27 protein-coding genes and 1 tRNA gene are annotated in these 26,414 nt (G+C 68.8%); 14 read left to right on the top strand and 14 right to left on the bottom strand.

Annotation, left to right across the window (positions count from 1 at the left end):
* Both AUL35_RS23220 and AUL35_RS22325 read right to left on the bottom strand, forming a co-directional pair.
* Positions 1-93 (bottom strand): lipoprotein (locus tag AUL35_RS23220; RefSeq protein ID WP_156418107.1); only part of this gene is annotated, 93 nt, incomplete at its 3' end.
* A gap of 1,604 nt (positions 94-1,697) precedes the next feature.
* On the bottom strand, positions 1,698-1,961 hold the full coding sequence (locus AUL35_RS22325) for a helix-turn-helix transcriptional regulator (RefSeq protein ID WP_156418106.1): 264 nt from the start codon (positions 1,959-1,961) through the stop codon (positions 1,698-1,700).
* A gap of 158 nt (positions 1,962-2,119) precedes the next feature.
* Here AUL35_RS22325 and AUL35_RS20005 point away from each other — a divergent pair, with 158 nt between their 5' ends.
* The 4 genes from AUL35_RS20005 to AUL35_RS19990 all read left to right on the top strand — a co-directional run bounded on the left by AUL35_RS20005 (position 2,120) and on the right by AUL35_RS19990 (position 4,053).
* The gene (locus AUL35_RS20005; protein WP_062018144.1) at positions 2,120-2,542 is read left to right on the top strand and encodes a hypothetical protein; all 423 of its coding nucleotides are present in this window, start codon (positions 2,120-2,122) and stop codon (positions 2,540-2,542) included.
* Positions 2,543-2,544: 2 nt separating this feature from the next.
* A complete protein-coding gene (locus tag AUL35_RS20000; RefSeq protein WP_062018142.1) occupies positions 2,545-3,228 on the top strand; it encodes a hypothetical protein in 684 nt (227 codons plus the stop codon).
* 91 nt (positions 3,229-3,319) lie between these two features.
* Complete coding sequence (locus AUL35_RS19995) at positions 3,320-3,721, top strand: hypothetical protein (protein ID WP_062018140.1); 402 nt, start codon at positions 3,320-3,322, stop codon at positions 3,719-3,721.
* A gap of 122 nt (positions 3,722-3,843) precedes the next feature.
* Entirely contained in the window at positions 3,844-4,053 is a 210-nt protein-coding gene (locus AUL35_RS19990) for a hypothetical protein (protein WP_062018138.1), read from the top strand.
* Positions 4,054-4,161: 108 nt separating this feature from the next.
* On the opposite strand, the gene AUL35_RS19985 is transcribed toward AUL35_RS19990, so the two are convergent.
* Positions 4,162-4,236: transfer RNA gene (locus tag AUL35_RS19985), tRNA-Gly, on the bottom strand.
* A gap of 204 nt (positions 4,237-4,440) precedes the next feature.
* Here AUL35_RS19985 and AUL35_RS19980 point away from each other — a divergent pair.
* From AUL35_RS19980 to AUL35_RS19965, 4 genes are all read left to right on the top strand, one after another.
* Positions 4,441-5,001, top strand: coding sequence for a prolyl-tRNA synthetase associated domain-containing protein (locus AUL35_RS19980; protein WP_062018136.1), 561 nt, complete (start codon positions 4,441-4,443; stop codon positions 4,999-5,001).
* Positions 4,998-5,993, top strand: a complete 996-nt coding sequence (gene trxA / locus AUL35_RS19975; RefSeq protein WP_062018134.1) for a thioredoxin — start codon at positions 4,998-5,000, stop codon at positions 5,991-5,993. The genes AUL35_RS19980 and trxA overlap by 4 nt, the downstream gene beginning before the upstream one ends.
* Positions 5,994-6,082: 89 nt before the next feature.
* Complete coding sequence (locus AUL35_RS19970; protein WP_062018132.1) at positions 6,083-6,766, top strand: LON peptidase substrate-binding domain-containing protein; 684 nt, start codon at positions 6,083-6,085, stop codon at positions 6,764-6,766.
* A 49-nt stretch (positions 6,767-6,815) separates the two neighbouring features.
* Complete coding sequence (locus AUL35_RS19965; protein ID WP_062018130.1) at positions 6,816-7,001, top strand: Trm112 family protein; 186 nt, start codon at positions 6,816-6,818, stop codon at positions 6,999-7,001.
* A gap of 12 nt (positions 7,002-7,013) precedes the next feature.
* On the opposite strand, the gene AUL35_RS19960 is transcribed toward AUL35_RS19965, so the two are convergent.
* The gene (locus AUL35_RS19960; RefSeq protein WP_244493848.1) at positions 7,014-7,847 is read right to left on the bottom strand and encodes an alpha/beta hydrolase; all 834 of its coding nucleotides are present in this window, start codon (positions 7,845-7,847) and stop codon (positions 7,014-7,016) included.
* 207 nt (positions 7,848-8,054) lie between these two features.
* Between AUL35_RS19960 and AUL35_RS19955 the strand changes: the two genes are divergently transcribed.
* The gene (locus AUL35_RS19955; protein ID WP_062018127.1) at positions 8,055-10,199 is read left to right on the top strand and encodes a TonB-dependent siderophore receptor; all 2,145 of its coding nucleotides are present in this window, start codon (positions 8,055-8,057) and stop codon (positions 10,197-10,199) included.
* Positions 10,200-10,239: 40 nt separating this feature from the next.
* Here the strand turns inward: AUL35_RS19955 and AUL35_RS19950 are convergent, their stop codons facing one another.
* Entirely contained in the window at positions 10,240-11,283 is a 1,044-nt protein-coding gene (locus tag AUL35_RS19950) for a zinc-dependent alcohol dehydrogenase family protein (protein ID WP_062018125.1), read from the bottom strand.
* A 59-nt stretch (positions 11,284-11,342) separates the two neighbouring features.
* Positions 11,343-12,452, bottom strand: a complete 1,110-nt coding sequence (locus AUL35_RS19945; protein ID WP_062018123.1) for an aldo/keto reductase — start codon at positions 12,450-12,452, stop codon at positions 11,343-11,345.
* Between the two features lie 113 nt (positions 12,453-12,565).
* Between AUL35_RS19945 and AUL35_RS19940 the strand changes: the two genes are divergently transcribed.
* On the top strand, positions 12,566-13,471 hold the full coding sequence (locus tag AUL35_RS19940) for a LysR family transcriptional regulator (protein ID WP_062018121.1): 906 nt from the start codon (positions 12,566-12,568) through the stop codon (positions 13,469-13,471).
* Positions 13,472-13,478: 7 nt separating this feature from the next.
* Here AUL35_RS19940 and AUL35_RS19935 read toward each other — a convergent pair whose 3' ends face one another.
* From AUL35_RS19935 to AUL35_RS19900, 8 genes are all read right to left on the bottom strand, one after another.
* On the bottom strand, positions 13,479-15,155 hold the full coding sequence (locus AUL35_RS19935) for an MHYT domain-containing protein (protein ID WP_062018119.1): 1,677 nt from the start codon (positions 15,153-15,155) through the stop codon (positions 13,479-13,481).
* 152 nt (positions 15,156-15,307) lie between these two features.
* Positions 15,308-17,053, bottom strand: coding sequence for a sulfate adenylyltransferase subunit CysN (gene cysN / locus AUL35_RS19930; RefSeq protein WP_062018117.1), 1,746 nt, complete (start codon positions 17,051-17,053; stop codon positions 15,308-15,310).
* Positions 17,053-17,955, bottom strand: coding sequence for a sulfate adenylyltransferase subunit CysD (gene cysD, locus AUL35_RS19925; protein WP_062018115.1), 903 nt, complete (start codon positions 17,953-17,955; stop codon positions 17,053-17,055). The genes cysN and cysD overlap by 1 nt, the downstream gene beginning before the upstream one ends.
* 47 nt (positions 17,956-18,002) lie before the next feature.
* Positions 18,003-18,794 carry a phosphoadenylyl-sulfate reductase gene (locus AUL35_RS19920; RefSeq protein WP_062018114.1) on the bottom strand — a complete coding sequence of 264 codons (792 nt, stop codon included), beginning with the start codon at positions 18,792-18,794 and terminating at the stop codon, positions 18,003-18,005.
* Positions 18,791-19,312 carry a DUF934 domain-containing protein gene (locus tag AUL35_RS19915; protein ID WP_062018112.1) on the bottom strand — a complete coding sequence of 174 codons (522 nt, stop codon included), beginning with the start codon at positions 19,310-19,312 and terminating at the stop codon, positions 18,791-18,793. The genes AUL35_RS19920 and AUL35_RS19915 overlap by 4 nt, the downstream gene beginning before the upstream one ends.
* On the bottom strand, positions 19,309-20,988 hold the full coding sequence (locus AUL35_RS19910) for a nitrite/sulfite reductase (RefSeq protein ID WP_062018111.1): 1,680 nt from the start codon (positions 20,986-20,988) through the stop codon (positions 19,309-19,311). The genes AUL35_RS19915 and AUL35_RS19910 overlap by 4 nt, the downstream gene beginning before the upstream one ends.
* Positions 20,989-21,021: 33 nt before the next feature.
* Complete coding sequence (locus AUL35_RS19905) at positions 21,022-21,375, bottom strand: DUF2849 domain-containing protein (protein WP_062018109.1); 354 nt, start codon at positions 21,373-21,375, stop codon at positions 21,022-21,024.
* A gap of 254 nt (positions 21,376-21,629) precedes the next feature.
* A complete protein-coding gene (locus AUL35_RS19900) occupies positions 21,630-22,883 on the bottom strand; it encodes a ubiquinone biosynthesis hydroxylase (protein WP_062018107.1) in 1,254 nt (417 codons plus the stop codon).
* Positions 22,884-23,125: 242 nt separating this feature from the next.
* Here AUL35_RS19900 and AUL35_RS19895 point away from each other — a divergent pair, with 242 nt between their 5' ends.
* From AUL35_RS19895 to AUL35_RS19880, 4 genes are all read left to right on the top strand, one after another.
* Positions 23,126-23,587 (top strand): type III secretion system chaperone, encoded by a 462-nt coding sequence (locus AUL35_RS19895; RefSeq protein WP_062018105.1) that lies wholly within the window; start codon positions 23,126-23,128, stop codon positions 23,585-23,587.
* Positions 23,588-23,621: 34 nt separating this feature from the next.
* Positions 23,622-24,788: a hypothetical protein gene (locus tag AUL35_RS19890; protein ID WP_062018103.1), complete on the top strand. Its 1,167-nt coding sequence runs from the start codon at positions 23,622-23,624 to the stop codon at positions 24,786-24,788.
* Between the two features lie 144 nt (positions 24,789-24,932).
* Positions 24,933-25,811, top strand: a complete 879-nt coding sequence (tesB, locus tag AUL35_RS19885; protein ID WP_062018101.1) for an acyl-CoA thioesterase II — start codon at positions 24,933-24,935, stop codon at positions 25,809-25,811.
* Positions 25,812-26,071: 260 nt separating this feature from the next.
* Positions 26,072-26,410 (top strand): P-II family nitrogen regulator, encoded by a 339-nt coding sequence (locus AUL35_RS19880; protein ID WP_062018099.1) that lies wholly within the window; start codon positions 26,072-26,074, stop codon positions 26,408-26,410.
* The last annotated feature ends 4 nt before the right edge of the window (positions 26,411-26,414 follow it).

Below are 26,414 nucleotides of genomic sequence, written 5' to 3'. Positions count from 1 at the left end.
AGTGAGGTTGGACGTGTCTTTAAAGCGTGGGCTACTGGTGTTGCACCCTGCCAGGAGGGCTAGGGCTGATAGCCCTGTAAATGCACGGCGCATTAAGACCCCTGGTTGAATGCGGCAACAATGTGTTGACGCACGCTATACCGCATGAGGTCAATCCCTCAACGCCAAACATCATCCGAAGGTTGTGACCTCACCTAATCTGCGTCGACTGCAGCGAATTTCGAGGTAAGCGTAGCAGGTGAGATAACGATCTCAGCCGAAACGATAGCCTCGGACGGTTGTGCGGTTTGCCTATCCCTTCTTGGCAAAAGGGGTTTGAGTGTTTGGTAGCGTTCCCCATGCATCAAAAAGCGCCGTTCGACAGCCGCATGCACAGCTTCACTCTCAACATCCCAACCTGCAGCTCGAATGATCGCGGTGATCGCTGCATTCCGATTTCCGGGACTGACGCTCACGCTACCGCTTAGGGATCGACCGACGAAGATCGCCAACATAACCTCGTCGATCTGTCGAGCATCGGGTATGCCACGCTTCTTCTGAGCCTCCCGATGTCTTCGTGAAGCGAGCCGTCCGCGCTCCTTCGCCGTTATACGAATTTCCTCTGGTATCTCGTCCACGTTCGCCTCCGCGTTGTGACGGGAAGCGTCGTCGAACTTTCGGCAATCGACTAATGGCATTGCTGGTCAAACTGCCATTAGGAGGAGTGAGGAGCATCACGGCGTGATCGTATTGGATCACCGCGTGACCACGACCGCATCACGCCGCGACAGGCCAGCGACCGCGGTTCTGTGACGGGGATACGATTCCAACTGCGCATCATGTGATGCGAACAGTAGGAGTAACGTAGGTGTCGGCTACCCTCGAAAAATCGTGCGCTCAGAAGGCCCGGACGGCTATCTACCCGAGGGAGATCGCGTCAGAGAGCGATAGCCTTCTTGGGTTTCCGCTTGGGTTTGGCCTTCGCTCTAGGGGAGGTTGCCCGTTTCGCGCGTCGTTCGGCCGCCTCCGCAGCCGCTCGCTCTTCCGCTGCTTGGCGACGTTGCTCGTAGATCCCATTCAATCCACGATACATCTGGCTCTCGCCAGCCGCCTCTTGAGTGCGGTGGCGAACGAGGGACGAGGCCGCGATCTGCAGGCTACCCCCTACAATGTCTGCGACGCTGTATTCCCTCTCCGACCAGTTGCGTCGGGTACGCTCGTCATGGTCAGGCATCCAAGCTAAGGCCGTCGAGATTTCATACGCAGATGGCCAGATGCCGACCGCCTCGCGATAGGCTTGGAAGCTCTCGATAACGCCAGCGCATTGGGGGCCGATGTCAGGGCTGCGACCTGCGCCCCGAGAGACGCGCATGATGTTGGCTGCTAGCTCAATGAGAGCCCACCGGACATCGCTTGAGGCAATCGCATGTCGACGGGTCTTCTCCTGCTCAAGAGAAGCTTCATCCTGTTCGGCAACGATACGGAGCTTGGGAGGGTCATCGGCCATTCGGGCACGATCCACAAAAGGAATGGTGCAGGCAAGCCGATCAATCGTGCGAAATTCGAATGGGAACGTCCATACCGATCACATCTTGCGTCGGCTTGGGTTCTGTCGGTTTTGTCAGTTCCTCAAATGGGCGATCTGCGTTTTTTCGTACTTTTTAGTCGAGTGGTCGAAGGCGCTCCCCTGCTAAGGGAGTGTTCGCGACGTTTGCGGTTCAGGTCGACGATCCTGGGCCATCCCGATTCTTGCGTAGACGCACGCCCGCACCCTCTCCATTATCCGCAATAAAGATGATGCCGGCTGTACGCAGGATGCCGCAGACCTTCTCCACGGCAGCGAACGATGAACGCTCGGGTCCAACATCGTCGGACTCCATACGGCGCAGGGTAGCCACCGCAATCCCAGCAGCGTCAGCCAACTCCTTCTGACCCATTCCGATCATCACTCTGCCGGCCCGGATCTGGTGGGAAGCTACCATGCGTTAGCTATTTCGCTCACTGAGTAGCGGAATGATATTGCCATCCGCCTTGATATTAGCTATTTAGCTCACGGACGAGCAATTAGCAACGCTCGTGAGCTGTCGGGGGCACGTTCCAAGCCTCGGCAAGCATGGATCACAAACCAGGAGATACCCTCATGCTGAACCGTGTGGTTCCGGCAACCGCCGACGGCTTGCCCAAGCCCACTCGCCGTCAAGCTCTGCGCATGCTCGCTGCTGGTGGCGCTGCTGGTGCCCTTACTGCTGCCGCCATCGTTGCCGCTGTCCCAGCCGGGGCGGCCGCGCCCGATCCCCTGTTTGATCTTGTGAACCTCTATCAGGCCACACGCGGTGCATTGGATGGGGCTGGCATCGAGGATGACGACGTTTTCGACGCCGAGATGGATCGTCTCGTCAATCCGTTGTGGGAACGCCTCAAGTACGAGACGCCGGCTGCAACAACCGAAGCCGGTGCGCTCGCTGCCCTGCGCCTTGCGAGCGAGGAGATGGGTCACACACTTGGTTCGTTTGAAGCGCCTCTGGTCGCCGCTGCGCTCGCCTATTTCGACGGGAGGGCCTGACAATGGCCGAGACCATGACCGCACTTGTTGAGCGTCACCGCACTTACTTGGCCGCCCTCACCGCCGGTTGCAAAACCGACTGGAGCCGGGAAGTCGAGGCGGCGTTCTATGCCACCGCAGACACCGAGGCTGGGGACATCATCGAGAACGATCCGCCGCGCCTGCAGGATCATGCCGACCTCTTGGCCGCGATCCGCTACGTCGCCGATGACGTAGACTTCTTGCAGAAGGGCCATGCGCGCGTTCTCGCTCGTGCGGTCGAGTATCTGACGACGCCAGCCGCCAGCGTCATGAGCCAGCGCGTCAGCTCGCTTTTCGGCTCTATCGTCGCGCTGGAGGCCGAACAGTACGCGGCGAGCGACAAGAACGCCGATGCGCTCGGCGCGCGCGTTCTCGCGCTCCATGACGAGCTTTGGGCGCTCCGAGATACGCACGCAAACGCCGACCTCCTCGCGGCCCGCATCATGCTCGGCCTCATGCTGCGGAACTGCTGGCAGGAGCTAGATCGAGTCGAGTGGTCGATAGATGACCGGTTCGATCTCGACACGCTTAGCTTTCTCACCGATCGGTTGACGGGCGAGGTGCGCCGGCAGGCAGCCTTTGCGCTCGGCACCATCGGTGTGGTGATCGACGGGGGGGGCCGAACAAGACCGTGGATCGTAGGGCTAAACCCACCGTCACCATGACCGGCCGGCGTCAAAGGCATGTTGCCTATCGCAACGGTCGAAACCGTAGGGTGCCCGACTTCTACCGCACCCTCTCCCAGGTCATGGAGGCATGACCATGGTCGATCTGCATGGGCACGTGAACGGAAGCCGGATACCGCCCCGGGAGAAGCCGTTCTTTCCGCCGAGTGTTGGGATCCTGGCGGCCGTTGCGGTGACGCGCGGCATGCGCCGGGCAGCCGATGGCATCCAGTTCCAGATCGCGCAGGAAACGCACAAGCCGTCCATCGACCTCCTGTGGGCCATGGAGCTGACCATGCTCCACGATGTCCGCGCCGCGTATGATGGCATCGCCCTCATGGTGCCGACAACGCGTAACGAGGCCTATGCGCGTTGCGACCTTCTGTTGGAGCGGGCGGTGGCGGAAGGCGGCGACTACGCGGACGTACGCGAACTGGTAACAGAGACCGAGCGCCACATCGCCACGCTGCCAGAAGAGGCCGACCTACCGTGATGGGAACAGCGGAAGGGGAGGGGCGTCCGGCTAATGACCTTTGGCGTCCCGCATCTCTGTCGTCCGACCTTATCGAACGCCTAGCCGCAGTTGCGGTCCGCGTCGCGCATGAAGCGGCCGACATGCTGGCGGTGGCGGCGCCCCTGCCAATCCCGGAGTGGTCCGTCGAGTTGTACGTGATCGAGCTACAGCGCGAGATGGATGCGGTGCTGCTTGAGTGGCCGGACATATCGGACGCACAGCTGCACCAGGTTCGGCAGATCACCGGCACCGCATTCGAACGGCGGCTGGCTCAACTCACAACGAATGCGAACCTCGGAGGCTCTGCATGACCGCGGGCAGAAAACATGCGGTGGCGATATGGTGGCGACACGACGAAGCAAAGCTCTCGGCGTGTGCGCCGGAAGTCGCTCTAAGTGGCTGTGAACGCTCGGGAAAATTGGAGCGGGCGAAGGGATTCGAACCCTCGACCCCAACCTTGGCAAGGTTGTGCTCTACCCCTGAGCTACACCCGCCCGCTCCCCGCTGAAGCGCTTGTCGGCGCCGCGGATGACGGCCTTATGACGTATCCCGATCCGGGATGCAACAGGGAAAATGCGTGTCGCCCCGCTTGCCCTCCCGATGCCCGTCCGCCGGCGCTTGACGCCCGGCGTCGCCGCTTCGATAGGAAGCGGACCTTGGGGCGCGGTCCGCACCTCGAAACTTCTCGCGAGGGCCCGATGAGCGCCGACGCAGCCTTTCCCTCGTCCGACCCGGCGCTGGAGCGCCTCGCGCCCGACCTCGCGCGGCGCTTGGCCGGGGCGGGCGTTGCAACCCGCACGGTGGAGCACGAGGCGGTCTTCACGGTGGACGAAGCGCAGGCCTTGCGGGGCACGATTCCCGGCGTCCACACCAAGAACCTCTTCGTGAAGGACAAGAAGGGGCGCCACTTCCTGGTGACGGCGGCGGAGGACACGCCGGTCGACCTCAAGACGCTGCACGGGCGGATCGGGGCCTCAGGCCGCCTGTCCTTTTCCGATGCCGAGCGCATGGGGCGCATGCTCGGCGTCGAGCCGGGCTCGGTCACCGTGCTCGGCCTCGTGAACGACCGCGCGGGGGAGGTGACGCTGGTTCTGGACGAGCGCCTCCTCGAACACGATATCCTGAACGCCCATCCGCTCACCAACCGGGCGACCACGTCGCTCCCGCTTGCCGATCTTCTCCGCTTCCTCGGCGCCACCGGCCACGAGCCGATCGTGACGCCCCTCAGCGAAGCCTCCAACGACGGAGCCCCCTCATGAGCAATCCCTACGGTTCCGGCTTCGGCGGCGGCTACGGGCGCCAGACCACGGCCCCCGCCGCGCCCGCGCGCGGCCCCGCTGCGGCACCCGGCGCCCCCGTCGCGGCGGCCGGCGATCTCGTCAAGGACACGACCACCGCCGCCTTCTCGGCCGACGTCATCCGCGAGTCGCGCAACCAGCCGGTGCTGGTCGACTTCTGGGCGCCCTGGTGCGGCCCCTGCAAGCAGCTGACGCCGATCCTCGAGCGCGTCGTCCAGGCCGCCGGCGGGCGCGTGAAGCTCGTGAAGATGAACATCGACGAGCATCCCTCGATCGCCGGCCAGCTCGGCGTCCAGTCGATCCCCGCCGTCTTCGCCTTCGTGAACGGACAGCCGGTGGACGGCTTCATGGGCGCCCTACCCGAGAGCGAGGTGCGCGCCTTCGTGGACCGGCTCGCCGGACCCGGCGGCCCGGACGCGGGCGGCGACCCGGTGGCCGACGCCCTGAAGGAGGCGGGCGAGCTTCTGAAGGCGGGTGATGCCGCCAGCGCCGCGCAGGTCTTCGCCGCCGTCCTCCAGCACGATCCCGAAAGCGCGCCGGCCGCGGCGGGCCTTGCGGAATGCTATCTCGCGGCGGGCGATGCGGCGCGCGCGCGCGCCGTGGTCGACCAGCTGCCGCCCGCCATGCTGGACGATCCCGCCTTCGCCACCGTGAAGACCAAGCTTAAGCTGGCCGACGAGATCGCGCAGCTCGGCGACGCGGCGACGCTCCAGGCGCGCCTCGAGGGCAACCCGGACGACCACCAGGCGCGCTTCGACCTCGCCCTCATCGCGCAGGCCAAGGGCAACCGCGAGGCGGCGGCCGGGCACCTTCTCGAGATCGTGCGGCGCGACCGGGCCTTCGACGACGACGGGGCGCGGCGCAAGCTTCTGGAGTTCTTCGAGGTCTGGGGGCCGACCGATCCGGCCACCAAGGAGGGGCGGCGCAAGCTCTCCTCGCTCCTGTTCCGCTGAGGGCCGCCGCGGGCTGGTTCCAAGCGTCGCGCGCCCCTTGAGTTCGGGCGCGCGCGCGCCAGTTGGGGTCGCCTAAAGGGAGGCGCCACTTGGTTCAGGCGGGCAACCAGACCTATCGATCGAGCGAGGATCTGCCGGAGACGGTCGCCGTCTTCCCCCTGTCGGGTGCCCTGCTCCTGCCGGGCGGCCAGATGCCGCTCAACATCTTCGAGCCGCGCTACATCGCGATGATCGACGACGCCATGCAGGGCGCGCGGGTGATCGGCATCATCCAGCCGCGCCTCGACGGGGCGGTGAACGAGGCGGGCGAGCCCGAGCTCTGCGCCGTCGGCTGCCTGGGGCGCATCACCTCGCTCACGGAATCGGGCGACGGGCGCTATCTCATCAACCTGCAGGGCATCGTGCGGTTTCGCGTGGCCGAGGCCGTGCCCTCGCGCGGCCTGCCCTACCGGCTCTGCCGCGTGACGCCCTTTCTGGTCGATTTCGACGCGGGCTCGGGCGCCGACGAGGTGGACCGCGAGGCGCTTCTGCGAGCCTTCCGCGCCTATCTCCAGGCCAACCAGCTGGAAGCCGACTGGGACAGCGTGACCCGCGCCTCCAACGAGACGCTGGTGAACGCCCTGTCCATGATGAGCCCCTACGGCCCGGCCGAGAAGCAGGCGCTTCTCGAGGCGCCGGACCTGCGCACGCGCGCCGAGACGCTGGTCGCCATCGTCGAGATCGCGCTCGCCCGCGAGGGGCGCGAGGACGGCGGACCCACGGTGCTCCAGTAAGCGCGGCGGCGGTTTCGCCGCGACGCGCGACGCGCTAGGACTGACGATCATGACCGCCGAAACGCCGCAGCCCGACCCCAAGCTCCTGGAGCTCCTCGTGTGTCCCCTCACCAAGGGGCCGCTGCGCTACGACCGCGAGCGCGCCGAACTCGTGTCGGAAGGGGCGCGCCTCGCCTATCCCATCCGCAACGGCATCCCGATCATGCTGCCCGCCGAGGCGCGACGCCTCGACTGATCCGCCCCGCCGTCAGGGGCGCCGCGCCTCGAAGGCGACGCGCACCGCGCGCGAGACCGAGACGGGCAGCATCGTCATGTGCGTCTCGCCGGGATAGGTCTCGCATTCCACGCGCAGCCCCGGCAGCTTGGCGAGCCGCGCGGCCATGGCGCGCGTCAGGTCGAGCGTGCGCACGGAGCGCGCCGCCGCACGCCGCTTCTCGGTGTCCTCCCGCCCGTACTGGAACGGGGCGAGCGCATCGCCCTCGTACTCCCCGGCCGACAGGTGGACGACCGTGCCCTCGCGCGCGCTCCGTGTGCGAAAGCGCTCCTCCGCATCGAGAAGGACGCCGTCCTCCCAGTAGATCGTCGGGCTCGCGGCCACGAAGCGGCTGAAGGCCCCGGTTCCCGAAAACAGCGCGTGGAGCGCGAACAGGCCGCCGAAGGAATGGCCGAACAGCGTGCGCCGCGCGGGATCGATCGGGGCGAGCCGCGCCACCGCGTCGAGGACGTCGGTTTCCACGAAGCGCCGGAAACCGTCCGCCCCGCCGGTGCGCACCGTCGGCCCGCCTTCGGTGAAGGGCGGGTAGGTGCGGCCGGGCGGCGGCGACAGGTCGAAGGAGCGGCGCAGGGAATCGTAGGCCGCCTCGGTCGGGTAGCCGATCGCGGCCACGACGCCCGGCTCGACGTTCGTGGCGTCGGGATAGGCGCCCTGGACGCGCACCGCGTCCACGGCGGTCGCGATCATCGCGTTGCCGTCGGTGATCGCCAGAAGCGGCCAGCCCGAGGCCGGCGGCGTGCCCGGCGGCACGTAAACGAAGACGCGCCAGGGCTCGGCCGCGCCCTGCGGCCGGAGGTCGAAAGCCACCGTGTCGGGGAGCCCTGCGGGCCGAGGGGCAGTCTGTAACGGGTCCAAAACGCGTGTCCTTTTTGCGGCAGTCGGCGCCGATCCGGCGCGGGTCGGACGGAGAATCGGCGGGAGCGGGGGATCGGGTGCGGTGGTAATGTTGACTCTCCCTATCAACTTTCCTTAGCCGAGGGGACTGCCGTCCTCCACCAGCTTCGGATTTCTCCCATGCCGCCACGCTCCGCCCTTCGCCTTTCGCGCCTCTTCGGCGCATCGCTGATCGCGCTCGCCGCCGCCACGCAGGCCGCGCGGGCGGAGGAGACCGTGGTTCTCGATACGGTTGTGGTGGACGGCAACGGCCGGGAGGCCGGAACGGGCGAGGGGGGCGGGCTCGAGACCGAGGGCTACGTCGCGAGCCAGGTGCGCGCCGGCACCAAGACCGACACAGCGGTCGAGCGCGTGCCGCAGTCGATCTCGGTGATCTCGCGCGAGCAGATCGAGGACCGCAACGTCCAGACCCTGACCGAGGCGGTGAACTACACGGCGGGCGTCACCACCAGCGTCTTCGGCTTCGACCCGCGCTTCGACAGCTTCTATATCCGTGGCTTCAACGTGCAGGAGACCGGCGTCTACCGCGACGGCCTGCGCGAGCTCGGCGCGGGCTTCGCCTTTCCCCGGACCGAGCCCTACCTCCTGGGCGGCATCGCGATCCTGAAAGGTCCGAGCTCGGTGCTCTACGGCGGCGGCTCGCCGGGCGGCATCGTGAACCTCACCTCCAAGCGTCCCACCGAGGACCCGTTCCGCGAGGTCGAGGCCGAGATCGGCACGCAGAGCCGCAAGCAGCTCAACTTCGACGCCTCGGGTCCGCTCGCGGGCAGCGACAATGTCCTCTACCGCCTGACCGGCGTCGTGCGCGAGGCCGACACCGATTACATCGGCGTCGCCGACGACCGCGCCGTGATCGCGCCGGCCTTCACCTTCCGCTCCGACGACCGCAACACGCACCTGACGATTCTGGGCGAGTACGGCGACCTCACCACGGGTGGCGGCGTCGGCTACTTCACCGAGAACGGCCGGCCGACGCCCTACCAACTCACCGACCCGGCCTATGCCGACTTCGACCAGGCGCAGTGGCGCATCGGCTACGAGTTCGAGCACCGCTTCAGCGAGACCGTCACCGTGCGCCAGAACCTGCGCACCGCCCATGTCGACGCCGACGTGAAGTACACGCAGATCGACGCGATCTCGCCCGACCGCCTGACGGCCACCCGCTCGGCCTGGCGCATCCCCAGCACCGCCAGCACGTTCCAGGTGGACAACCAGGCGCAGTTCGACTTCGACACGGGCGAGGTGAGGCACCAGGTCCTGGGCGGCGTCGACTACAGCTATATCGACGCCAGCACCGCCTACGGCTACACGGCCGCGCCCGACCTCGACCTCGTCCGGCTCAACTACGGGCAGCAGCGGATCGACGGCCCGAGCGCGATCGACGCCTATCGCCTCGACACGCTGCAGAGCCAGACCGGCGTCTACCTCCAGGACCAGGCGGAATACCGCCGCTTCGTCCTGACGCTCGGCGGGCGCTACGACCGGCTGAACACCAAGACGTTCAACATCCTGCCGTCGACCGCCAGCAACGAACAGGACGATACGAACTTCTCGGGGCGCGTCGGCCTCGCCTACCTCTTCGACAACGGGCTCTCGCCCTATGTCAGCTACTCGACCTCGTTCGCGCCGACCGTCGGCTCGACCTTCTCGGGCGCGGCCTTCAACCCCTCGAAGGGCGAGCAGGAGGAGGTCGGCCTCAAGTACAAGCCGGCGGACCTCAACCTCCTCGCCAGCGCCGCGCTCTTCCGCATCCGCCAGACCAACGTCCTGTCGAGCGATCCGGTCAACAACGGCTTCCAGATCCAGCAGGGCGAGGTGACCTCGCAAGGGTTCGAGCTGGAGCTGACGGCCAGCGTCGCGGAGGGGCTGAACCTGACCGGCGCCTATACCTATCTCGACCTCGAGAACACGGGCGGCGACAATCTGGGCTTCGCGCCGACCGGCATTCCGGAGCAGCAGTTCTCGCTCTGGACCGACTACACGGTGCAGGGGGGCGTCGCCGAGGGCCTGAGCTTCGGCGCGGGAACGCGCTTCCTCGGACCCACCTGGGCGGACGGGGGGAACACCCTCCGGAACGGCGGCCGCGTCATGGTCGACGCGATGGTGGCCTACGACTTCGGCGCGGCCAACGAGAAGCTGGAAGGCGTCAAGGCGCAGATCAACGCCAAGAACCTGTTCGACCGGGACGACACGACCTGCAACGGCGGCTACTGCTACCGCGACCAGGGCCGGCAGGTGATCGGCTCGCTGCGCTACCGCTTCTGACACCGGGCGGGGCGGCCCGCAGCGCCGCCCCGCCGACCCTTCAAAGGCGCGGATCGATGATCGTGATGCCGTCCGGCGCGCGGCTTCCCATCGCGACGAGCGCCGGAACGGCGGCGGCGAGCGGGATCGTCTCGCCGATCAGCCGTTCGGGCCGCAGCGATCCGGCCGAGATCATCGCCAGCATCGCGTCGTAGCGCCAGCTCTGCATGCCGTGGCTGCCGTAGATCTCGAGCTCGTGCGCGATCACGCGGTCCATCGGGATGGGCGGGCGCGCCTGGTCGGCGAGCAGGAGGCCGACCTGCACGTGGCGGCCGCGCCGGCGAAGCGCCAAGATCGAGTTGACGCAGGTCTCGGGATGGCCGAGCGCGTCGAGCGAGACGTGCGCGCCCCCGCCCGTCGCCTCGCGCACGGCCTCCACGACGGAGGCCACCTCGCGCGCGTTCACCACCGCTTCGGCGCCCATCGCGCGAGCCAGATCGAGCTTTCGCGCCTCGACGTCCACCGCCACCACGCGGGCGCCGAGCGCGCGCGCGATCATGATCGCCGACAGGCCGACGCCGCCCGCCCCGTGCACCGCGACCCACTCGCCGCCGCGCACGCGGCCCTGGTCCACCACGGCGCGGAACGAGGTGGCGAAGCGGCAGCCGAGGCTCGCGGCGGTGGCAAACTCCATGGATTCGGGAAGGGCGACGAGGTTGTGGTCGGCGCGATCGATCGCGACGAACCGGGCAAACGAGCCCCAATGCGTGAAGCCCGGCTGGAACTGCTGCTCGCAGACCTGCTGGTGGCCGGCATGGCACTGCGCGCAGTGCCCGCAGGCGGCGATGAAGGGCACGGTCACGCGCTCGCCCACGCGAAAACGCCGCACGTCCCGTCCCACGGCCGCGATCGTGCCGGCGAACTCGTGGCCCGGCACGTGCGGCAGGCGGATGTCGGCGTCGTGGCCCATCCAGCCGTGCCAGTCGCTGCGGCACAGGCCCGTCGCCATGACCTCGATCACGACGCCGTCCGGCGCGGGCGAGGGGTCCGGCACGTCGCGGATCTCCGGCGTCTGGCCGAAGCGCTCGAAGAGCATGGCTTTCATGGGGAGGCTCCTCGAGGATGGGGCGGTCCGACGCTTGTCGGCCACGCCCGCCCGGCCGGTCAAGCCGGCGCGCCCTCGCGCCAGGGCTCGACGGCGCAGCCGCCGAAGAGGCTCGCGCGCGGCAGGTCGAAGATGAAGTAGGGGCTGAGTACCGGCAGCGCGCTCGCCGCCTCCAGCCGCGTGCGCTGGTCGGCCGAGAGCTCGAAGCCGAGCGAGGCCGCGTTCTCGCGCATCTGCTCAGGCCGGCTCGCGCCCACCAGAACCGTCGAGACGCCCGGTCGCCCGGCCACCCAGTTGAGCGCGACCTGAGCCATGGGGCGTCCCGCCTCGGCCGCGACCGCGCGCAAGGCGTCGACGATCCCGAAGTTGCGCTCGGTGAAGAGCATGCCGCCGAACGGGTTGTCGCCCGCCAGCCGTCCCTCGTCGCTGGCCGCCTCCTCGCCGGCGCGATTGGGAACCGCGCCCGCCGGTCCCGCCTTGAGCAGCATCTCGCGACCGTACTTGCCGGTCAGGAGACCGGCGGCGAGCGGGCTCCAGGGCACGAGGCCGAGACCCAGCTCCCGGCCCATCGGCGCGACGTCGAGCTCGGCGCCGCGATCCACAAGCGAGTAGCTGTACTGGAGACCGATCGGGCGCGGCAGGCCGTGGGCCTCGGCCAGCGTCGCGAGACGCGCGACGTACCAGGACGGCGTGTTGGAGAAGCCGTAATGAAGGATCTCGCCCCGATGCACGGCCGCCGCGAGGGTCTGCAGGACCTCTTCCACCGGCGTCGTGCGGTCCCAGACATGGACCCAGTAGAGGTCGATGTGATCGGTGCCGAGCCGGCGCAGCGAACCCTCGATGCCGAGGCGGATGTTCTTCGCGCCGTTGCCGCCGGCCATCGGCGTGCCCTCCCGACGCGGGAAGCCCGACTTGGTGGCGATCACCACGCGGTCGCGCACGTCCGCCTCGCGCACGAAGCGGCCGAGCATCTCCTCGGAGCGTCCGCCGGAATAGACGTCGGCCGTGTCGAGGACGTTGCCGCCGGTTTCCAGATAGCTGCGGAAGACGGCGCGCGAGACCGCCTCGTCGGAACCCCAGCGGCCCGCGCCGAAGGTCATGGTGCCGAGCGCGAGCGGGCTGACGACGAGACCGGAGCGGCCGAGGGTGCGATAGGTCGTGTTGTTCATGGATCGGGACCTGTTGAAATGCCGCATCCGGCGGCGTGGGTCCTGATCTACGGCGGGTCGGCCGCCGGCATTAGGGCTTGCGGGCCGCATGGGCTTGTGAGCGAACTGCAGCAATGCGGCGCGGCGACCTCGACGATCTCCACCTCTTCGCAGCGGTCGCGCGCGAGCGCTCCTTCACGCGCGCCGCCGCCCGGCTCGGCCTGTCGCCCTCCGCGCTCAGCCACGCGATGCGGGGGCTGGAGGAGCGGCTCGGCGTCCGTCTCCTCCAGCGCACGACGCGCTCGGTCGCCCCCACGGCGGCCGGCGAGCGCCTGCTGGCCCGGCTCGCACCGGCGCTCCACGAGATCGACGCCGGGCTGGCGGCCCTTGCCGAAGCGCGTACGGAGCCATCCGGCACGGTCCGCGTCACCACGTTCGGCTATATCGCGCAGACGGTTCTGGAGCCGCGCCTGCCGCGCTTTCTTCTGGACCACCCGGCGGTCGAGGTGGAAATCCATGTCGCGCAGGAGCTGACCGACATCGTGGCGGCGGGCTTCGACGCCGGCATCCGCTTCGGCGACACGGTGGAGCGCGACATGGTCGCGGTGCGCGTCGGGCCGGACCTGCGCACCGTGGTGGTCGGCACGCCCGACTATTTCGAGCGCTTCGCGCCGCCCGAGACGCCGGCCGATCTCGCGCGCCACCGCTGCCTTTGCCATCGTCTCGCTTCGGCGGGCGGGCTCCTGCCCTGGGAGTTCGAGCGCGACGGTCGCGAGGTCCAGGTCCGCGTCACCGGTCCGTTGATCGCCGACGACGACGGCGGCCTGGCGCTCGCCGCGGTGCGCGCGGGTGCGGGGCTCGGCTACATGATGGAGGAAAGCGTCGCCGCCGACATCGCGAGCGGCCGCCTCGTGCAGGTTCTGGCCGACTGGTGCCCGCCCTTTTCGGGCTGCCATCTCTACCATCCGAGCCGTCGCCAGACGCCACCCGCGCTGCGCGCGCTGATCGACGTGCTTCGCTGGCGCGGCCCGTCGGGCTAACGGGCCGTCAGGCCGTCGCGCGGGCGCGAAGGGGAATCTGGAGGCGCCAGCGGATGCCGCCGGGATGGCTTTCCATGCGGGCCTGACCGCCGAGTTCGCCCTCGATGCTGCGGCCGATGATCCGAAGGCCGAGACCCGGTCCACGGGGCGCCGGTGTCTCGCCCGCGGTGCCGAGTTCGTGCCAGTCGAGGCGGAGGAATTCGCCCTCCGCGCCCCGCTCGAGGCGCCAGCTGACCTCGACCCGCCCCTGCGGATCCGCGAGCGCGCCGTGCCGGGCGGCATTGGTTGCCATCTCGTGGAATACCATGCCGATCGCCAGCGCCTCGCGCGTGTCGAGCGTCACGCTTCCCCCGCCCAGCACGATCCGCTCGGCCGGATGGGACGCCAGCGTGCCCGCCAGGATCTCGGCGAGGTCGGCGCCCTCCCATCCCTGCCGCGTCAGGACGTTGTGGGTCGAGGAGAGCGCCAGGATGCGCCCCTCCAGATCACGGTGGAAGCCCTCCACCGAGGAGGCGCCGGACGCCATATGCCGCGACAGGGACTGGATCGTTGCGAGCGTATTCTTGACCCGGTGGTTCAGCTCGTCGACCAGGAGACGCTGTTGCCGCTCGCTGACGACGATGCGCTCCAGGGCGCGTCGGCGCTCCGTGATGTCGATCACGACGCCGACCATTCGGACCGGCCGACCGCTGCCGTTCACCACCGCGCGGCCGCGCGCGTTGACCCAGCGACCGCCGTTCAGCAGCGGATACTCCACGTCGTAGTCCGTTCCGGTCGCGATCGAGTGCCGCAGCGCCTGTTCGCGCTCGGCCCGGCTGTCCGGGGCGATCCGGTTCAGCGCGTCGGCGTAGCTCAGCCGCTCGTCGGCGGGCAGGCCGAACAGCGCCTTGCCCTCCCGGGAGAGGTGCAGGTTCCAGGTTCGCAGGTCGAGTTCCCAGTATCCGACGCCTCCCGCCTCCAGCGCGGCCAGCGTGTTGGCCCGCTGGTCGTAGAGCGAGGCCATAAGCGCCAGGAACAGGATCAGCATCGTCGTTCCCGCGACGCCGAAGGCCAGGGGATAGGGCGGAGCCACCATGGCGCCCATGGCGTGGCTCGCGACCGGCTCGAGGTTCAGGGCCGCCATCGCCGTGTAATGCATGCCGACCACCGACAGGCCGAGGACGAAGGTGGCGACGGCCCGCGTCGCGCTTCCCTTCTCGCCGCGCGCGACGAAGAGCGCAGCCGTCGCGGCGGCGACCGCGATCACGAGCGAAAGGGCGACGAGAGGCAGGTCGTAGCCCATCGAGACCGCCGTCTCGAGCGCCGCCATCCCGATGTAGTGCATGGTGCAGATGCCGATGCCCATCAGGGTTCCGGCCGCGACGATCTGGAGGCGGCCGGCCCGGTCGGAGGCGGCGACCAGAAAGGCGACCGCCGTCGCCCCGATCGCCACGGCCAGCGACAGGAGCGTCAGCGCCGGGTCGTAGCTGACCGGGGCGCCGGGGTCGAAGCCCAGCATGGCCACGAAGTGCATGGACCAGATGCCGAGGCCCATGGCGCAGGCCGCCGAGCCGAGCCAGATCCCCCGTTCGCTTCCCGACTTGCCCTCGACGCGCCGGAACAGGTCCAGCGCGGTCCAGGACCCCAGCATCGCGACCGCGAGCGAGAGGGCCAGGAAGACGACGTCGTGATGGCCATGGAACATGCGCAACGAATTCCTGCGGACGCGACCGGCTCGGGTCGCATGGCATTGCCACAGGTCGCCCTCGCGGGCGACGGGTCCACCACGAAATTCAGACGCCCGTCACGGCGTTCCCATGGCGTATCGACGCCATGGGGTTTTCGCCGGGCTGCCCGTCAGATGCCCGCGCCGTCGCGCACGTCGCTCGGGTCGGGCCGGGGCACCTCGGTCTCGCGCGGCACCATGAGGCGGCGCAGGAGGGGGCGAAGCGCGAAGTCGAGCACGCCGACGAGGATCGCCTGCCAGAGGTGAAGGCCCATCACGAGCACGAGGAGACCGACGAGGATCGCCGACGCCGCGCGGAACAGCGTGACGCCGCGCGCCCTCGACGGATCGGCGGCGAGCGCCGAGCCAAGCCAAAGGCGGCGGAACGTTTCCAGCCGCGTCGCGGCCGGCAGCGTATCCTCGACATGGGGCGGCGGCGCGATGCGGGGGGCGGCGCTGGCCTCCTCGCCCGAGTCGGGCGTCTCGCGGACGACGCCGAGCGCGACGGTCTCGTTGGTGAGCTGGTCGACGAGGATGAAGGCGCCGAGCGCGCGGCTTTCGTCGTAAGGGGTGGCGACGACGGGCCGGTCGAGCGCGATCGTGACGCGCCCGATCTCGTTCATCAGAAGGGCGTTGGCGCGGCGCGGCTCGTAGGAGTGGATATCCACCGCCTCGTCGAGCGAGCGCACGTTGGCGGGCGTCTGCGCGGAGCCGAGGCGCAGGATGAAGCGCCCGCCCGAGACGAGCGGCCGGTCCACCATCCACAGCATCTCGGCCTTGAGTAGGCGGTGCGCGCGGACGGGATCGTCGGCATGAACGAGGACGTCGCCGCGCGAGGCGTCGATCTCATCGTTCAGCGTCAGCGTGACGGCCTCGCCGACATGGGCCTCGGGCACGGCGCCGTCGGGTCCCAGCACCTCGCGCACCGTGGAACGGCGGCGGCTGGGCAGCGACAGGACGGCATCGCCCGGCTTCACCGTGCCGCCCGCGATCTGGCCGCAGAAGCCGCGGAAGTCGAGGTTCGGCCGGTTCACCCACTGCACCGGCAGGCGGAAGCGCCGCGACGTGCCGCCGGTCCCCTCCGGCTGCGCCCGCTCCAGCGCTTCCAGCAGCGTCGGCCCTTGGTACCAGGGCGAGGCCGGCGAGCGCGAGGCGAGGTTGTCGCCGTTCTTGGCCGAGAGCGGCACGTAGGTGACTTGTGTGAAGCCAAGCTCTAGGCGGATCGCCTCGTAGGCCGCCACGATCTCGTCGAAGACCGTCTGGTCGAAGCCGACGAGGTCCATCTTGTTGACCGCCACGATCACCGACTTGATGCCGACCATCGAGGTGATGAAGGAATGGCGGCGCGTCTGCGGGAGGATGCCCTTTCTGGCGTCCACCAGGATCACGGCGAGCTCGGCCTGGGATGCGCCGGTCGCCATGTTGCGCGTGTACTGCTCGTGGCCCGGCGTGTCGGCGATGATGAACGCGCGGTTGGCGGTCGAGAAGTAGCGATAGGCGACGTCGATCGTGATGCCCTGCTCGCGCTCGGCCGACAGGCCGTCGACCAGAAGCGCGAAGTCGAGGTCCTCGCCGGTGGTGCCGAACTTCTTGCTGTCGCGCTTCAGCGCGTCCATCTGGTCGTCGAACACCGAGTCCGTGTCGAACAGGAGGCGGCCGATCAGGGTCGACTTGCCGTCGTCCACCGAGCCGCAGGTGATGAAGCGAAGGAGCGAGCCCTTGGCGCCGGCGCGGGCGAGCGCCGCGGCGCGCCCCTCGGGATCGGCGAGCGCGTCGGGCGCGGGGCCGGCGAACGTGTCCATCTCGGCGACGGACACGGGGTTGCTGGCGGCTTCCAGCACGGCGTCGCCTTCGGTCCTGGTCAGCGCGCTCGACATCAGAAGTAGCCTTCCTGCTTCTTTTCTTCCATCGAGGCGCCGCCGTCGCGGTCGATCACCCGGCCCTCGCGCTCCGACGAGCGGGACGCGCGCATCTCGGCGATGACCTCCTCCAGCGTGCGCGCGGTGGAGGGCACGGCGCCGGTCAGCGGGTAGTCACCGAGCGTGCGGAAGCGCACCGTCATCATCTCCTCCTGTTCGCCGGGCAGGAGCTTCATGCGCTCGTCGTCGCGCATGATCAGCGTCCCGTCGCGCCGGAGGATGGGGCGCGGCTTGGCGAAGTAGAGCGGCACCACCTCGATCCCCTCGATCGCGATGTAGTCCCACACGTCGCCTTCGGTCCAGTTCGAGAGCGGGAACACGCGGAAGCTCTCGCCCTGGCGCTTGCGCGTGTTGAAGAGGTTCCACGGCTCGGGGCGCTGGGACTTGGGATCCCAGCGATGCTCGGCGGTGCGCAGCGAGAAGACGCGCTCCTTGGCCCTCGACTTCTCCTCGTCGCGGCGCGCCCCACCGAAGGCGGCGTCGAACTTGTACTTGTTGAGCGCCTGCTTCAGCGCCTCGGTCTTCATGATGTCGGTATGGGTGCGCGAGCCGGAATCGAAGGGGTTCACGCCGGCGGCCAGCCCCTCCTGGTTGGTGTGGACGATGAGGTCCAGCCCCTTCTCGCGCGCCGTGCGGTCGCGAAACTCGATCATCTCGCGGAACTTCCAGGTCGTGTCGACATGGAGCACGGGGAAGGGGAGGCGCCCCGGCGCGAACGCCTTCAGCGCCAGATGCAGCATGACCGCCGAGTCCTTGCCGATGGAATACATCATCACCGGGTTCTCGGCGGTGGCCGCCACCTCGCGGATGATGAAGATCGACTCGGCCTCCAGGCGCTGGAGATGGGTCATCGGGGTCATGGGGCGGGACACCTTGGAAACTCGGGAGCGCCGGGGCGCTGAAAACGTCAGGAAGGAATCGTCTCGAAGGCGCTGTCGCCGGGTGCGGGCTTGCCGTCGCGGGCGCGCACGGGCCGCCCGCTCGCGTCCATGTGGAGGCCGCACTCGCGAAGCGTCTCCTCCTCCCACCACCAGCGTCCGGCGCGCTCCACCTCGCCGGGGCGGATGGCTCGCGTGCAGGGGGCGCAGCCGATCGACAGGAAGCCCTTGTCGTGAAGCTCGTTCACCGGCACGCCGTTCTCGGCCGTGAAGAGGCGGATCTCCTCGCGCGTCCAGTCGAAGAGCGGGTTGGCCTTGACGATCTGCCGCGCCTCGTCGAACTCCACGAAGTCGAGCTTCTCGCGGTTGGGCGACTGGTCGCGGCGAAGGCCCGTGATCCAGCCGCTGGCGCCCGCCAAGGCGCGGCCGAGCGGCTCGACCTTGCGCACGCCGCAGCAGCTTTTGCGCATCTCCGGCGCGAAATAGAAGCCGTTGATGCCCTGGTCGTCGATCAGCGCCTCGAGCGCCTGTCCTTCAGGGTACTTGGCCTTGATGCGCCGGCCGTACTGCTCCTCGGTCCGCTGCCAGAGCGCGTAGGTCTCGGGAAAGAGGCGGCCGGTATCCAGCGTCACGACCTCGATCGGGAGCTTCGCACGGAACACGAGATGCGTCAGCATCTGGTCCTCGATCCCGAGCGAGGTGGTGAACACGGTGCGGCCCGGCACGCGTTCGGCCAGAAGCCGCAGGCGCCCTTCCGGACTCAAGCTCGCAAAGGCGGCGTCGAGTTCCGCGGCCAACGCCCGCAGATCGTCGGCACTCACGCCGCGCTCCCGCGCGCGGCGAGGCGCTTCTGGAGGATGCTCGCTCCCTCGCCGTAGCCGGTCTGATAGTGCTCGCGCACCGCGTGGAGCGCCGCACCCCACTGCTCGGCCGGCTGGCGGCTCGCGCTCGCCTCGGGCAGCGCCACCTCGTCGAAGCCGCAGGCGAGCGCCTCGGCGAACTGGTCCGCGATCAGGGGGCCGCTCGCGCGAAGCGTGCCGCCGAAGCCCGCCCGGCGCAGGCGCTTGGCGAGCGACAGGCCGCGCCCGTCGGAAAAGCTCGGAAAGACCACCGAGATCAGGTCGATCTGCCCGAGATAGGCTTCCACCGCCGAGAGCGGCGTATCGTTGCCGATCTCGAGCCCGAGGCGCTGGTTGCGCCGGTCCGCGATCGCCTGGTCGACGGTCTCCAGCGTGACGATCACGGCGCCGTCGTTGAGCGAGAGATCGGCAACGTCGGCAACGCGCGCGTAGTCGTCGGCCACGGGCCCTTTCGGTCGCAGAAGGAGGGCGGCGCTCATGCCGGCTCTCCCACGCGCGCGACATAGGCCGTGAAGCCCTGCTTGAAGGGCTCGAGACCCGCGCGCTTCACCGTGTCGATGAAGCGCTCGTCGCCCTGGCGCTCGGCCATGTAGACGTCCACCAGCGCCTCGATCGCGCCGGGCACCTGATCGCCGTCGATGCCGGGGCCGACGCGCTCGCCCAGAGCCGCGTCCTGCGAGGCGTCGCCGCCCACCGTGATCTGGTAGTTCTCGCGGCCCGACTTCTCGAGGCCGAGAATGCCGATATGGCCGACATGGTGATGGCCGCAGGCGTTGATGCAGCCCGAGATCTTGATCTGGATCTCGCCGAGCGCGCGCGAGCGCGCCTCGTCGGCGAAGAGGTTCGAGATGTCCTGCGCGACCCCGATCGAGCGCGCCGTGGCCAGCGCGCAGTAGTCGAGGCCGGGACAGGCGATGATGTCGGTGACGAGGCCCGCGTTGGCGGTGGCGAGTCCCGCCGCCTTGAGCGCCGCGAAGACCGCCGGCACGTCGTTCTTTCGCACATGCGGCAGGACGAGGTTCTGGACGTGGGTGACGCGCAGCTCGTCGAACGAGTAGCGTTCCGCGATGTCGGCGAAGGCGCGCATCTGCGCGTCGCTCATGTCGCCCGGCACGCCGCCGATGGGCTTCAGGGAGATGGTCAGCGCGATGTAGCCGGGCTGGCGATGCTGGAAGCCGTTCTGGCTGACGAAGCGATCGAGCTCCGGGTCGGCCGCGCGCGCCGCGCGCAGCGTCTCGGACTCGGCCGGCAGCGTCTCGTAGGCGGGCGGCGCGAAGTAGCGCGCGATGCGCTCCACCTCCTCGGCCGGCGCGTTGACGGTCGGTCCGTCGAGAAGCGCGTATTCGGCCTCGACGCGCTGGCGGAACTCCTCGGTGCCGATCTCGTGGACGAGGATCTTCACGCGCGCCTTGTACTTGTTGTCGCGCCGTCCTTCCGCGTTGTAGACGCGCATCACGGCTTCCAGGTAGGCGAGCAGCTCGTCCTTGGGCAGGAAGTCGCGGATCACCTTGCCCACGAAGGGCGTGCGGCCGAGCCCGCCGCCCACGATCACCTCGTAGCCGATCTCGCCCGTCTCGGCGTGCCGCAGGATGCGCAGCCCGATGTCGTGCACCTTCACGGCGGCGCGGTCGTGCTCGGCGCCGGTGACGGCGATCTTGAACTTGCGCGGCAGCCAGGAGAATTCCGGGTGGAGGCTCGACCATTGCCGGATCAGCTCGCCGGTCGGGCGCGGATCCTCGACCTCGTCGGCAGCCACGCCCGCGAACTGGTCGGCGGTCACGTTGCGGATGCAGTTTCCGCTCGTCTGGATGCAGTGCATCTCGACATCGGCGAGGAGGTCCATGATCTCGGGCACGTCGCGCAGCTTCGGCCAGTTGAACTGGAGGTTCTGGCGCGTCGTGAAGTGGCCGTAGCCCTTGTCGTAATGTTCCGCGATATGGGCGAGCTGGCGCAGCTGCCTCGAGTTCAGCGTGCCGTAGGGCACCGCGATGCGCAGCATGTAGGCGTGGAGCTGGAGGTAGAGCCCGTTCTTGAGGCGCAGCGGCTTGAACTCGTCCTCGGTCAGCGAGCCGTCGAGACGGCGCTCCACCTGGCTGCGGAACTGCGCGACGCGGTCGCGCACGAAGCTTTCGTCGAATTCGTCGTAGCGGTACATGCGGGCAGGTCCTCGGGCGTTCGTCTGGCGGTGTCAGGCGGGGAAGTCGGCCTGCTTGCCGAACTGCGGATGTATGGTGGGCCCCTTCTGGCGGATCGCCTCGCGAAAGTGCGTGGCGACCGGCAGGCCGTCCTCGAGGCGAACCTCCACCAGATAGGCGTCGACCACGCGGTTCTCGGCAAAGGCCCGGCGCCCCTGCGCTTCCATCCAGCCGGCGGTCTCGGCGTCGGCTGCGACCAGCGCGTGCCTGGGGTCGAAGCTCCAGCCGTCGCGGGTCAGGAACACGACCTCGCCGTCCAGCAGATCGTTGGCGGTCATGATCACCGGGAGCTTGGGTCCCTTCGGCGTCTTGGCCGTCTTGGCGTTGGTCTTGACGTCGTCGACCATGGCATTCTTTCCGTTGCGGCCGGCCCGAGCCCGTGTCCAGGCTCGAGGGGTCCCGAGCGTTCCTATGTAAGGCCAAGCGCTCCAACGCGCCCGGACGGGCGTACCAAAGCGGGGTCCTGCGGGAAACGAAATTTCCTCGAACGGTTCCAAGTCGAGGCCGTGCGTGCTGCGACGCGGCGGAAGGCGCCGCGGCGCGCGATCAATACACTATTATAGTAGACTTAACAGGGGCTTGGGGCCGGCTGGCCCGGCGCTCAGATCGGCTCGCCCTGGAGGAGGCGCGGCACCGCCCCGCCGGTCAGCCCCGAGGCCTGGCGCACGAAGCCGTTCTTGGCGAACGGCAGGCGGTCCACCACCGACAGGCCGAAGGAGCGAAGCGAGCGCAGGGCGCCGCTGTCGTTGGAGAAGAGGCGGTTGAGGACGTCGGTGGTCAGCCCCATGCGCAAAGTGTCGAAGCGCCGCCAGCGCTGGTAGCGCTCCAGCGTGTCGAGCGCGCCGATGTCGCGGCCAAGCCGGGCGGCCTCGACCACCGTCTCGGCCAGCGCCGCCGCGTCCTTGAAGCCGAGGTTGAGGCCCTGGCCGGCGATCGGGTGGATGCCGTGGGCGGCGTCGCCCGCCAGCGCCAGGCGCGGGCGCACGAAGTCGCGCGCGAGCGTCAGGCCGAGCGGAAAGGCGCGCGGCCGGTCCTCGACGGCGAGGGCCCCGAGCTTCAGGCCGAAGCGGCGCTCCAGCTCCAGCTCGAACACCATCTCGTCGGCGCGCACCAGACGGTCGGCCTCGGTCGCGCTCTCGGTCCAGACCAGCGAGGAGCGGTTGCGGCGCAGCGGCAGGATGGCGAAGGGCCCGGCCGGCAGGAAGTGCTCCTCGGCGCGGCCGTTGTGCGGGCGCTCGTGGCGCACCGTGCATACGATGCCCTTCTGCCCGTAGTCCTGATGGACGGTGCGGATGCCGGCCAGCCGGCGGATCGTCGAGTTGACCCCGTCGGCGGCCACCAGAAGGCGCGTCTCGATCGAGGGGGCGCCGCCAAAGCGCACCGTGGTGAAGGCGGGGCCCTCCTCGAGGCCGTCGACCGCATGGCCCGAGCGGATCTCGAGGCCGAGCGCGGCGGCGCGCTCGCGCAGCGCCCCGTTCAGCGCCGTGTTCGGCACCATGTGGGCGAAGGGCTCGCCCGGATTCGCCTCGCCGCCGAAGGTGAGGAGCGTCGGGCGCACGACGTCGCCGGCGCGGCTGTCGGTCACGATCATCTCGCGGATCGGCTCGGCCTCGCCCTCGATCGCGTGCCAGACGCCGAGACGCTCCAGCATGCGCACGGCGGCGGCGGCCACCGCCGAGGCGCGGCCGTCGCGCCGCCAGACCTCGGCGGGCGCCGCGTCCACCACGAGGACGCGAAGCGCGGGCGCGGCCGCCTTCATCGACACCGCCACCGAAAGGCCGACATAGCCCGCCCCCGCCACCACGACGTCGAAGCGTTCCGGGGTCCGGCTCGTATCCTCGGTCGGGTCGGCCATCGCGGCTCCTCTGGGCTCTGGCCGTTGCCGCGCGGTGCGGACGGCGTCGGGGAGCCTCAGATAGGCACCGCGGTGGGATGCAGCAACCGCGCTTCGTCACTCCGGCGCGATCAGTGCCGAACAGCACATCGGCCGGCGGGCACGAAATGCTAAGGCCTGTCCCGGGACGAGCGGTTCCGACGTTGCGTCCGAGCTTTGCCGAAACGCCAAGAGCCGGCACGCCGAAGAGAGGACGAAAGACCGTGAGAGATGTTCACCACGCCCTGGAGCGCCTGCGCGACATCAGCGGCCTCTCGAAGCTGGAATTCAGCCGCAACGGCCATGTCGAGCTGGTCTTCGACCGGTCGATCTCGGTCTACGTCGTGAAGATCGATGAGACGGTGCTGGAATTCGTCTCCTATCTCGACCTCGCCTCCTTCGACGCCGGTGACACGAGCCTGAAGGCGCTGCTGCGGGCCAATCACTTCGGCGACGGCACGGGGCCGGCACGCCTCGCGCTCGATCCGGCCGACGACCAGCCGTTGCTGTGCCTGCGCGTCGACGTCCGCCTCTACGACGACAAGGCCTTCGAAGCCATACTTCTCGACTTCATCAAGCACGTCTCGTTCTGGAAGAGCGAGGAGGCCGATGCCCTCCTCGGCTCGCCGGTCTCCAATGCCGGGGCAGCGGACCTGGGCGCCTTCCCTCACCTGCTGCGCGTCTGATCCCCCGCCTTCCGTTCGAGAAAGGGTCGAGCACATGAGCAAGATTTCGAATCAGGGCGGAAACGTCGGCCAGATCGACGCGATGCGTGGCGCCCAAGGCGTCGAGCGCGCCAACGTCGGCTCCGTCAACGGCATGCGAGTGGAGGTGGGCGAGGGGGCCCGTCAGCCTTCGCGCGCCGGCGAAACGCTGAACGCCGTCAAGAACTTCTTCAAGGATCTGCGCAGCGGCTTCCACGATGCCTTCGCGACGCTGAAGGATAAGGTCAGGACGGCCTATCAGGATTTCCAGGGCTGGCGCGCCGCCGGTGGGGGCGGAGCCGGCGCGGCTCAGCAGGCCCAGGCTCCGGCGAACGTGCAGGCTGTGCAGGCGCCGCCCGTCCAGACCTTCGACGAGAAGCGTACCGCGCTGCTCGATGTCCTGCCGTCCGGTGTCGCGATCAACGACCAGGGCGTCGTCTCGGGCAGCCACGTCGCCCACGCCTTTCCGAACGATCCGGCGATCGGGCCGCAGGCGGGGAAGACGATCAAGGACGTCCTGGAAAATTCCGGTCGCGCGCAGCTTGCCCCCACCGACCCCAAGACCGGACAGCCGGCTTCCCTCCCGGTCATCGGCGGCATTCCGGTCGGCGGGCAGGCGGTCAAGGACCTGTACCGGCTCGACATCACCATCGGCAGCGGCACGGGCGCCTACAAGTCCAGTCAGGACGCGACGACGAACGGCGAGCGCAACAAGAGCGTTGTGGCGAACCTGCGCAACTTCACCGGCAGCGACCAGGCGACCACGGTCCTCACCAGCGTCATCAACCAGCAGTTCTCGCGCGTCTTCACAGACAGCTGGTCGAAGGCCGACGGCTCCCGTTCCGTCTGCCAGATCGAGCAGGGCAAGACCGGGCCCGTGGACTACCGCGCGGCCGACGACTCGGTCTCGTCGATCACGCCGGGTGGCATCGGCACGGCCCCGATCAACATCACGCTGACGCCGAACAACGACTTCAAGATCGAGATCAACTGGGACATGTACTATTCCGCCGCCGGCCGGGGGTTCAACAAGACCGAGTTTCCCGGCATGGACGGTAGCGTGATGAAAGCGGGCGGCCATGTCGAGTTCGTGGTGGACGGCGCGGCCGCGCGCGCCGGCCGGTTGGATCTCACGGTGACGCAGCCCGCGACGATCACCTTCGAGGGCAAGATGACCCCCTGACGGCGGCCAGACGTTTCTCGACGACGCGTCAGGCGATCGGGGCGATGCCGATTTCGAGACGGCGGTTGACGCGCGCGGCCCTGTCCTGCTCAAAACCCGTCCTGCCGCTTACGTAAGCGGCAGGACGGCGGAAGGTCAGGCTGCATGAACGCGACGGTTCGAACGCTTCTCCTCGATACGCTCGACCTCGAACGACTCGACGACGACCTGTTTCGCGGCACGAGCCCGGATGCCGGCTGGCAGCGTATCTTCGGCGGGCAGGTGATCGCGCAGTCGCTCGTCGCCGCCCAGCGCACCGTGCCGCCCGAGCGACCGGTCCACTCGCTGCACGGCTACTTCGTGCGCCCGGGCGACCCGAGCGTGCCGGTGATCTACAAGGTCGACCGCGTGCGCGACGGCGGCTCGTTCACGACGCGCACCGTCTCCGGGATCCAGCACGGGGCGGCGATCTTCACGCTGATGGCCTCGTTCCAGCGCCTTGAGGCGGGGCTCGACCACCAGATCGCCATGCCCGACGTGCCGGGTCCCGGCGACCTGCCCTCCGGCGAGGCGCTGGGGGCCGAGATCCTGGAGCGGGCGCCCGACGCGATCCGCCGCTACTGGCAGCGGCCCCGCCCCGTGGAGTTCCGTCCGGTCTCGACCGACCACTACTTCACCGACGCCAAGCTGCCGCCCGAGCAGCGCATCTGGGTGCGCGTGGTGGAAGATGTCGGCGACGACGCGGCGCTCAACGCGGCCGCGCTCGCCTACCTTTCCGACATGACGCTCCTCGACACCTCGCTCTTCGCCCACGGCCTGTCGGTGTTCGATCAGCGCATCCAGGCCGCCAGTCTCGACCACGCCATGTGGTTCCACCGCCCGTCTCGCGTGTCGGACTGGCTTCTCTACGCGCAGGACAGCCCGAGCTCGTCGGGCGCGCGGGGCCTGACGCGCGGCTCGCTCTTCGACCGCGAGGGACGCCTCGTCGCCTCGGTCGCGCAGGAAGGGCTGATCCGGCCCCGGCGGGAGGGCGGCGCGTCCTGACGCCGGGCTTTTGGGCAACTGCCCACAAAAGCGTCAAGGCAGCCAGCGGATAGGCAGGTGGACTGCCTTTCCGGGCGGCATATTCATCGCCCGTTCAGCGTGAATTGCGGCCGAAACCCGGCCTCTGCGCAGTTGGCACGCATCTTGGATAACCCTTTGTCGATCCCGACCGCCCGCGTGGACCGGGAGCCGCCATTTCGCGGGCCGGCGCCTCTCCCAGGGCGCGCGGGACCCGCATCCGCGAAGGGTTCGAGGTGCATATGAAAATCGTGATGGCGATCATCAAGCCATTCAAGCTCGACGAGGTGCGCGAAGCGCTGACCTCGGTCGGGATCCAGGGTCTGACCGTCACCGAGGTGAAGGGCTACGGGCGCCAGAAGGGGCATACCGAGATCTATCGCGGCACCGAATACGCCGTCAGCTTCCTGCCCAAGCTCAAGATCGAGGTCGCCGTGCCCTCCGACATGGTGGACCGCACGGTGGAGGTGATCGCCTCGGCCGCCAAGACCGGCCAGATCGGCGACGGCAAGATCTTCGTGTTCGGCATCGAGCAGGCCGTGCGCATCCGCACCGGCGAGACCGACACGAACGCGCTCTGAGGGG

Source organism: Aureimonas sp. AU4 (genome assembly GCF_001463765.1).
Lineage (GTDB): Bacteria > Pseudomonadota > Alphaproteobacteria > Rhizobiales > Rhizobiaceae > Aureimonas.
The sequence above is the reverse complement of the archived record's forward strand: the minus strand, read 5'-3'. Positions and strand labels throughout refer to the sequence as shown.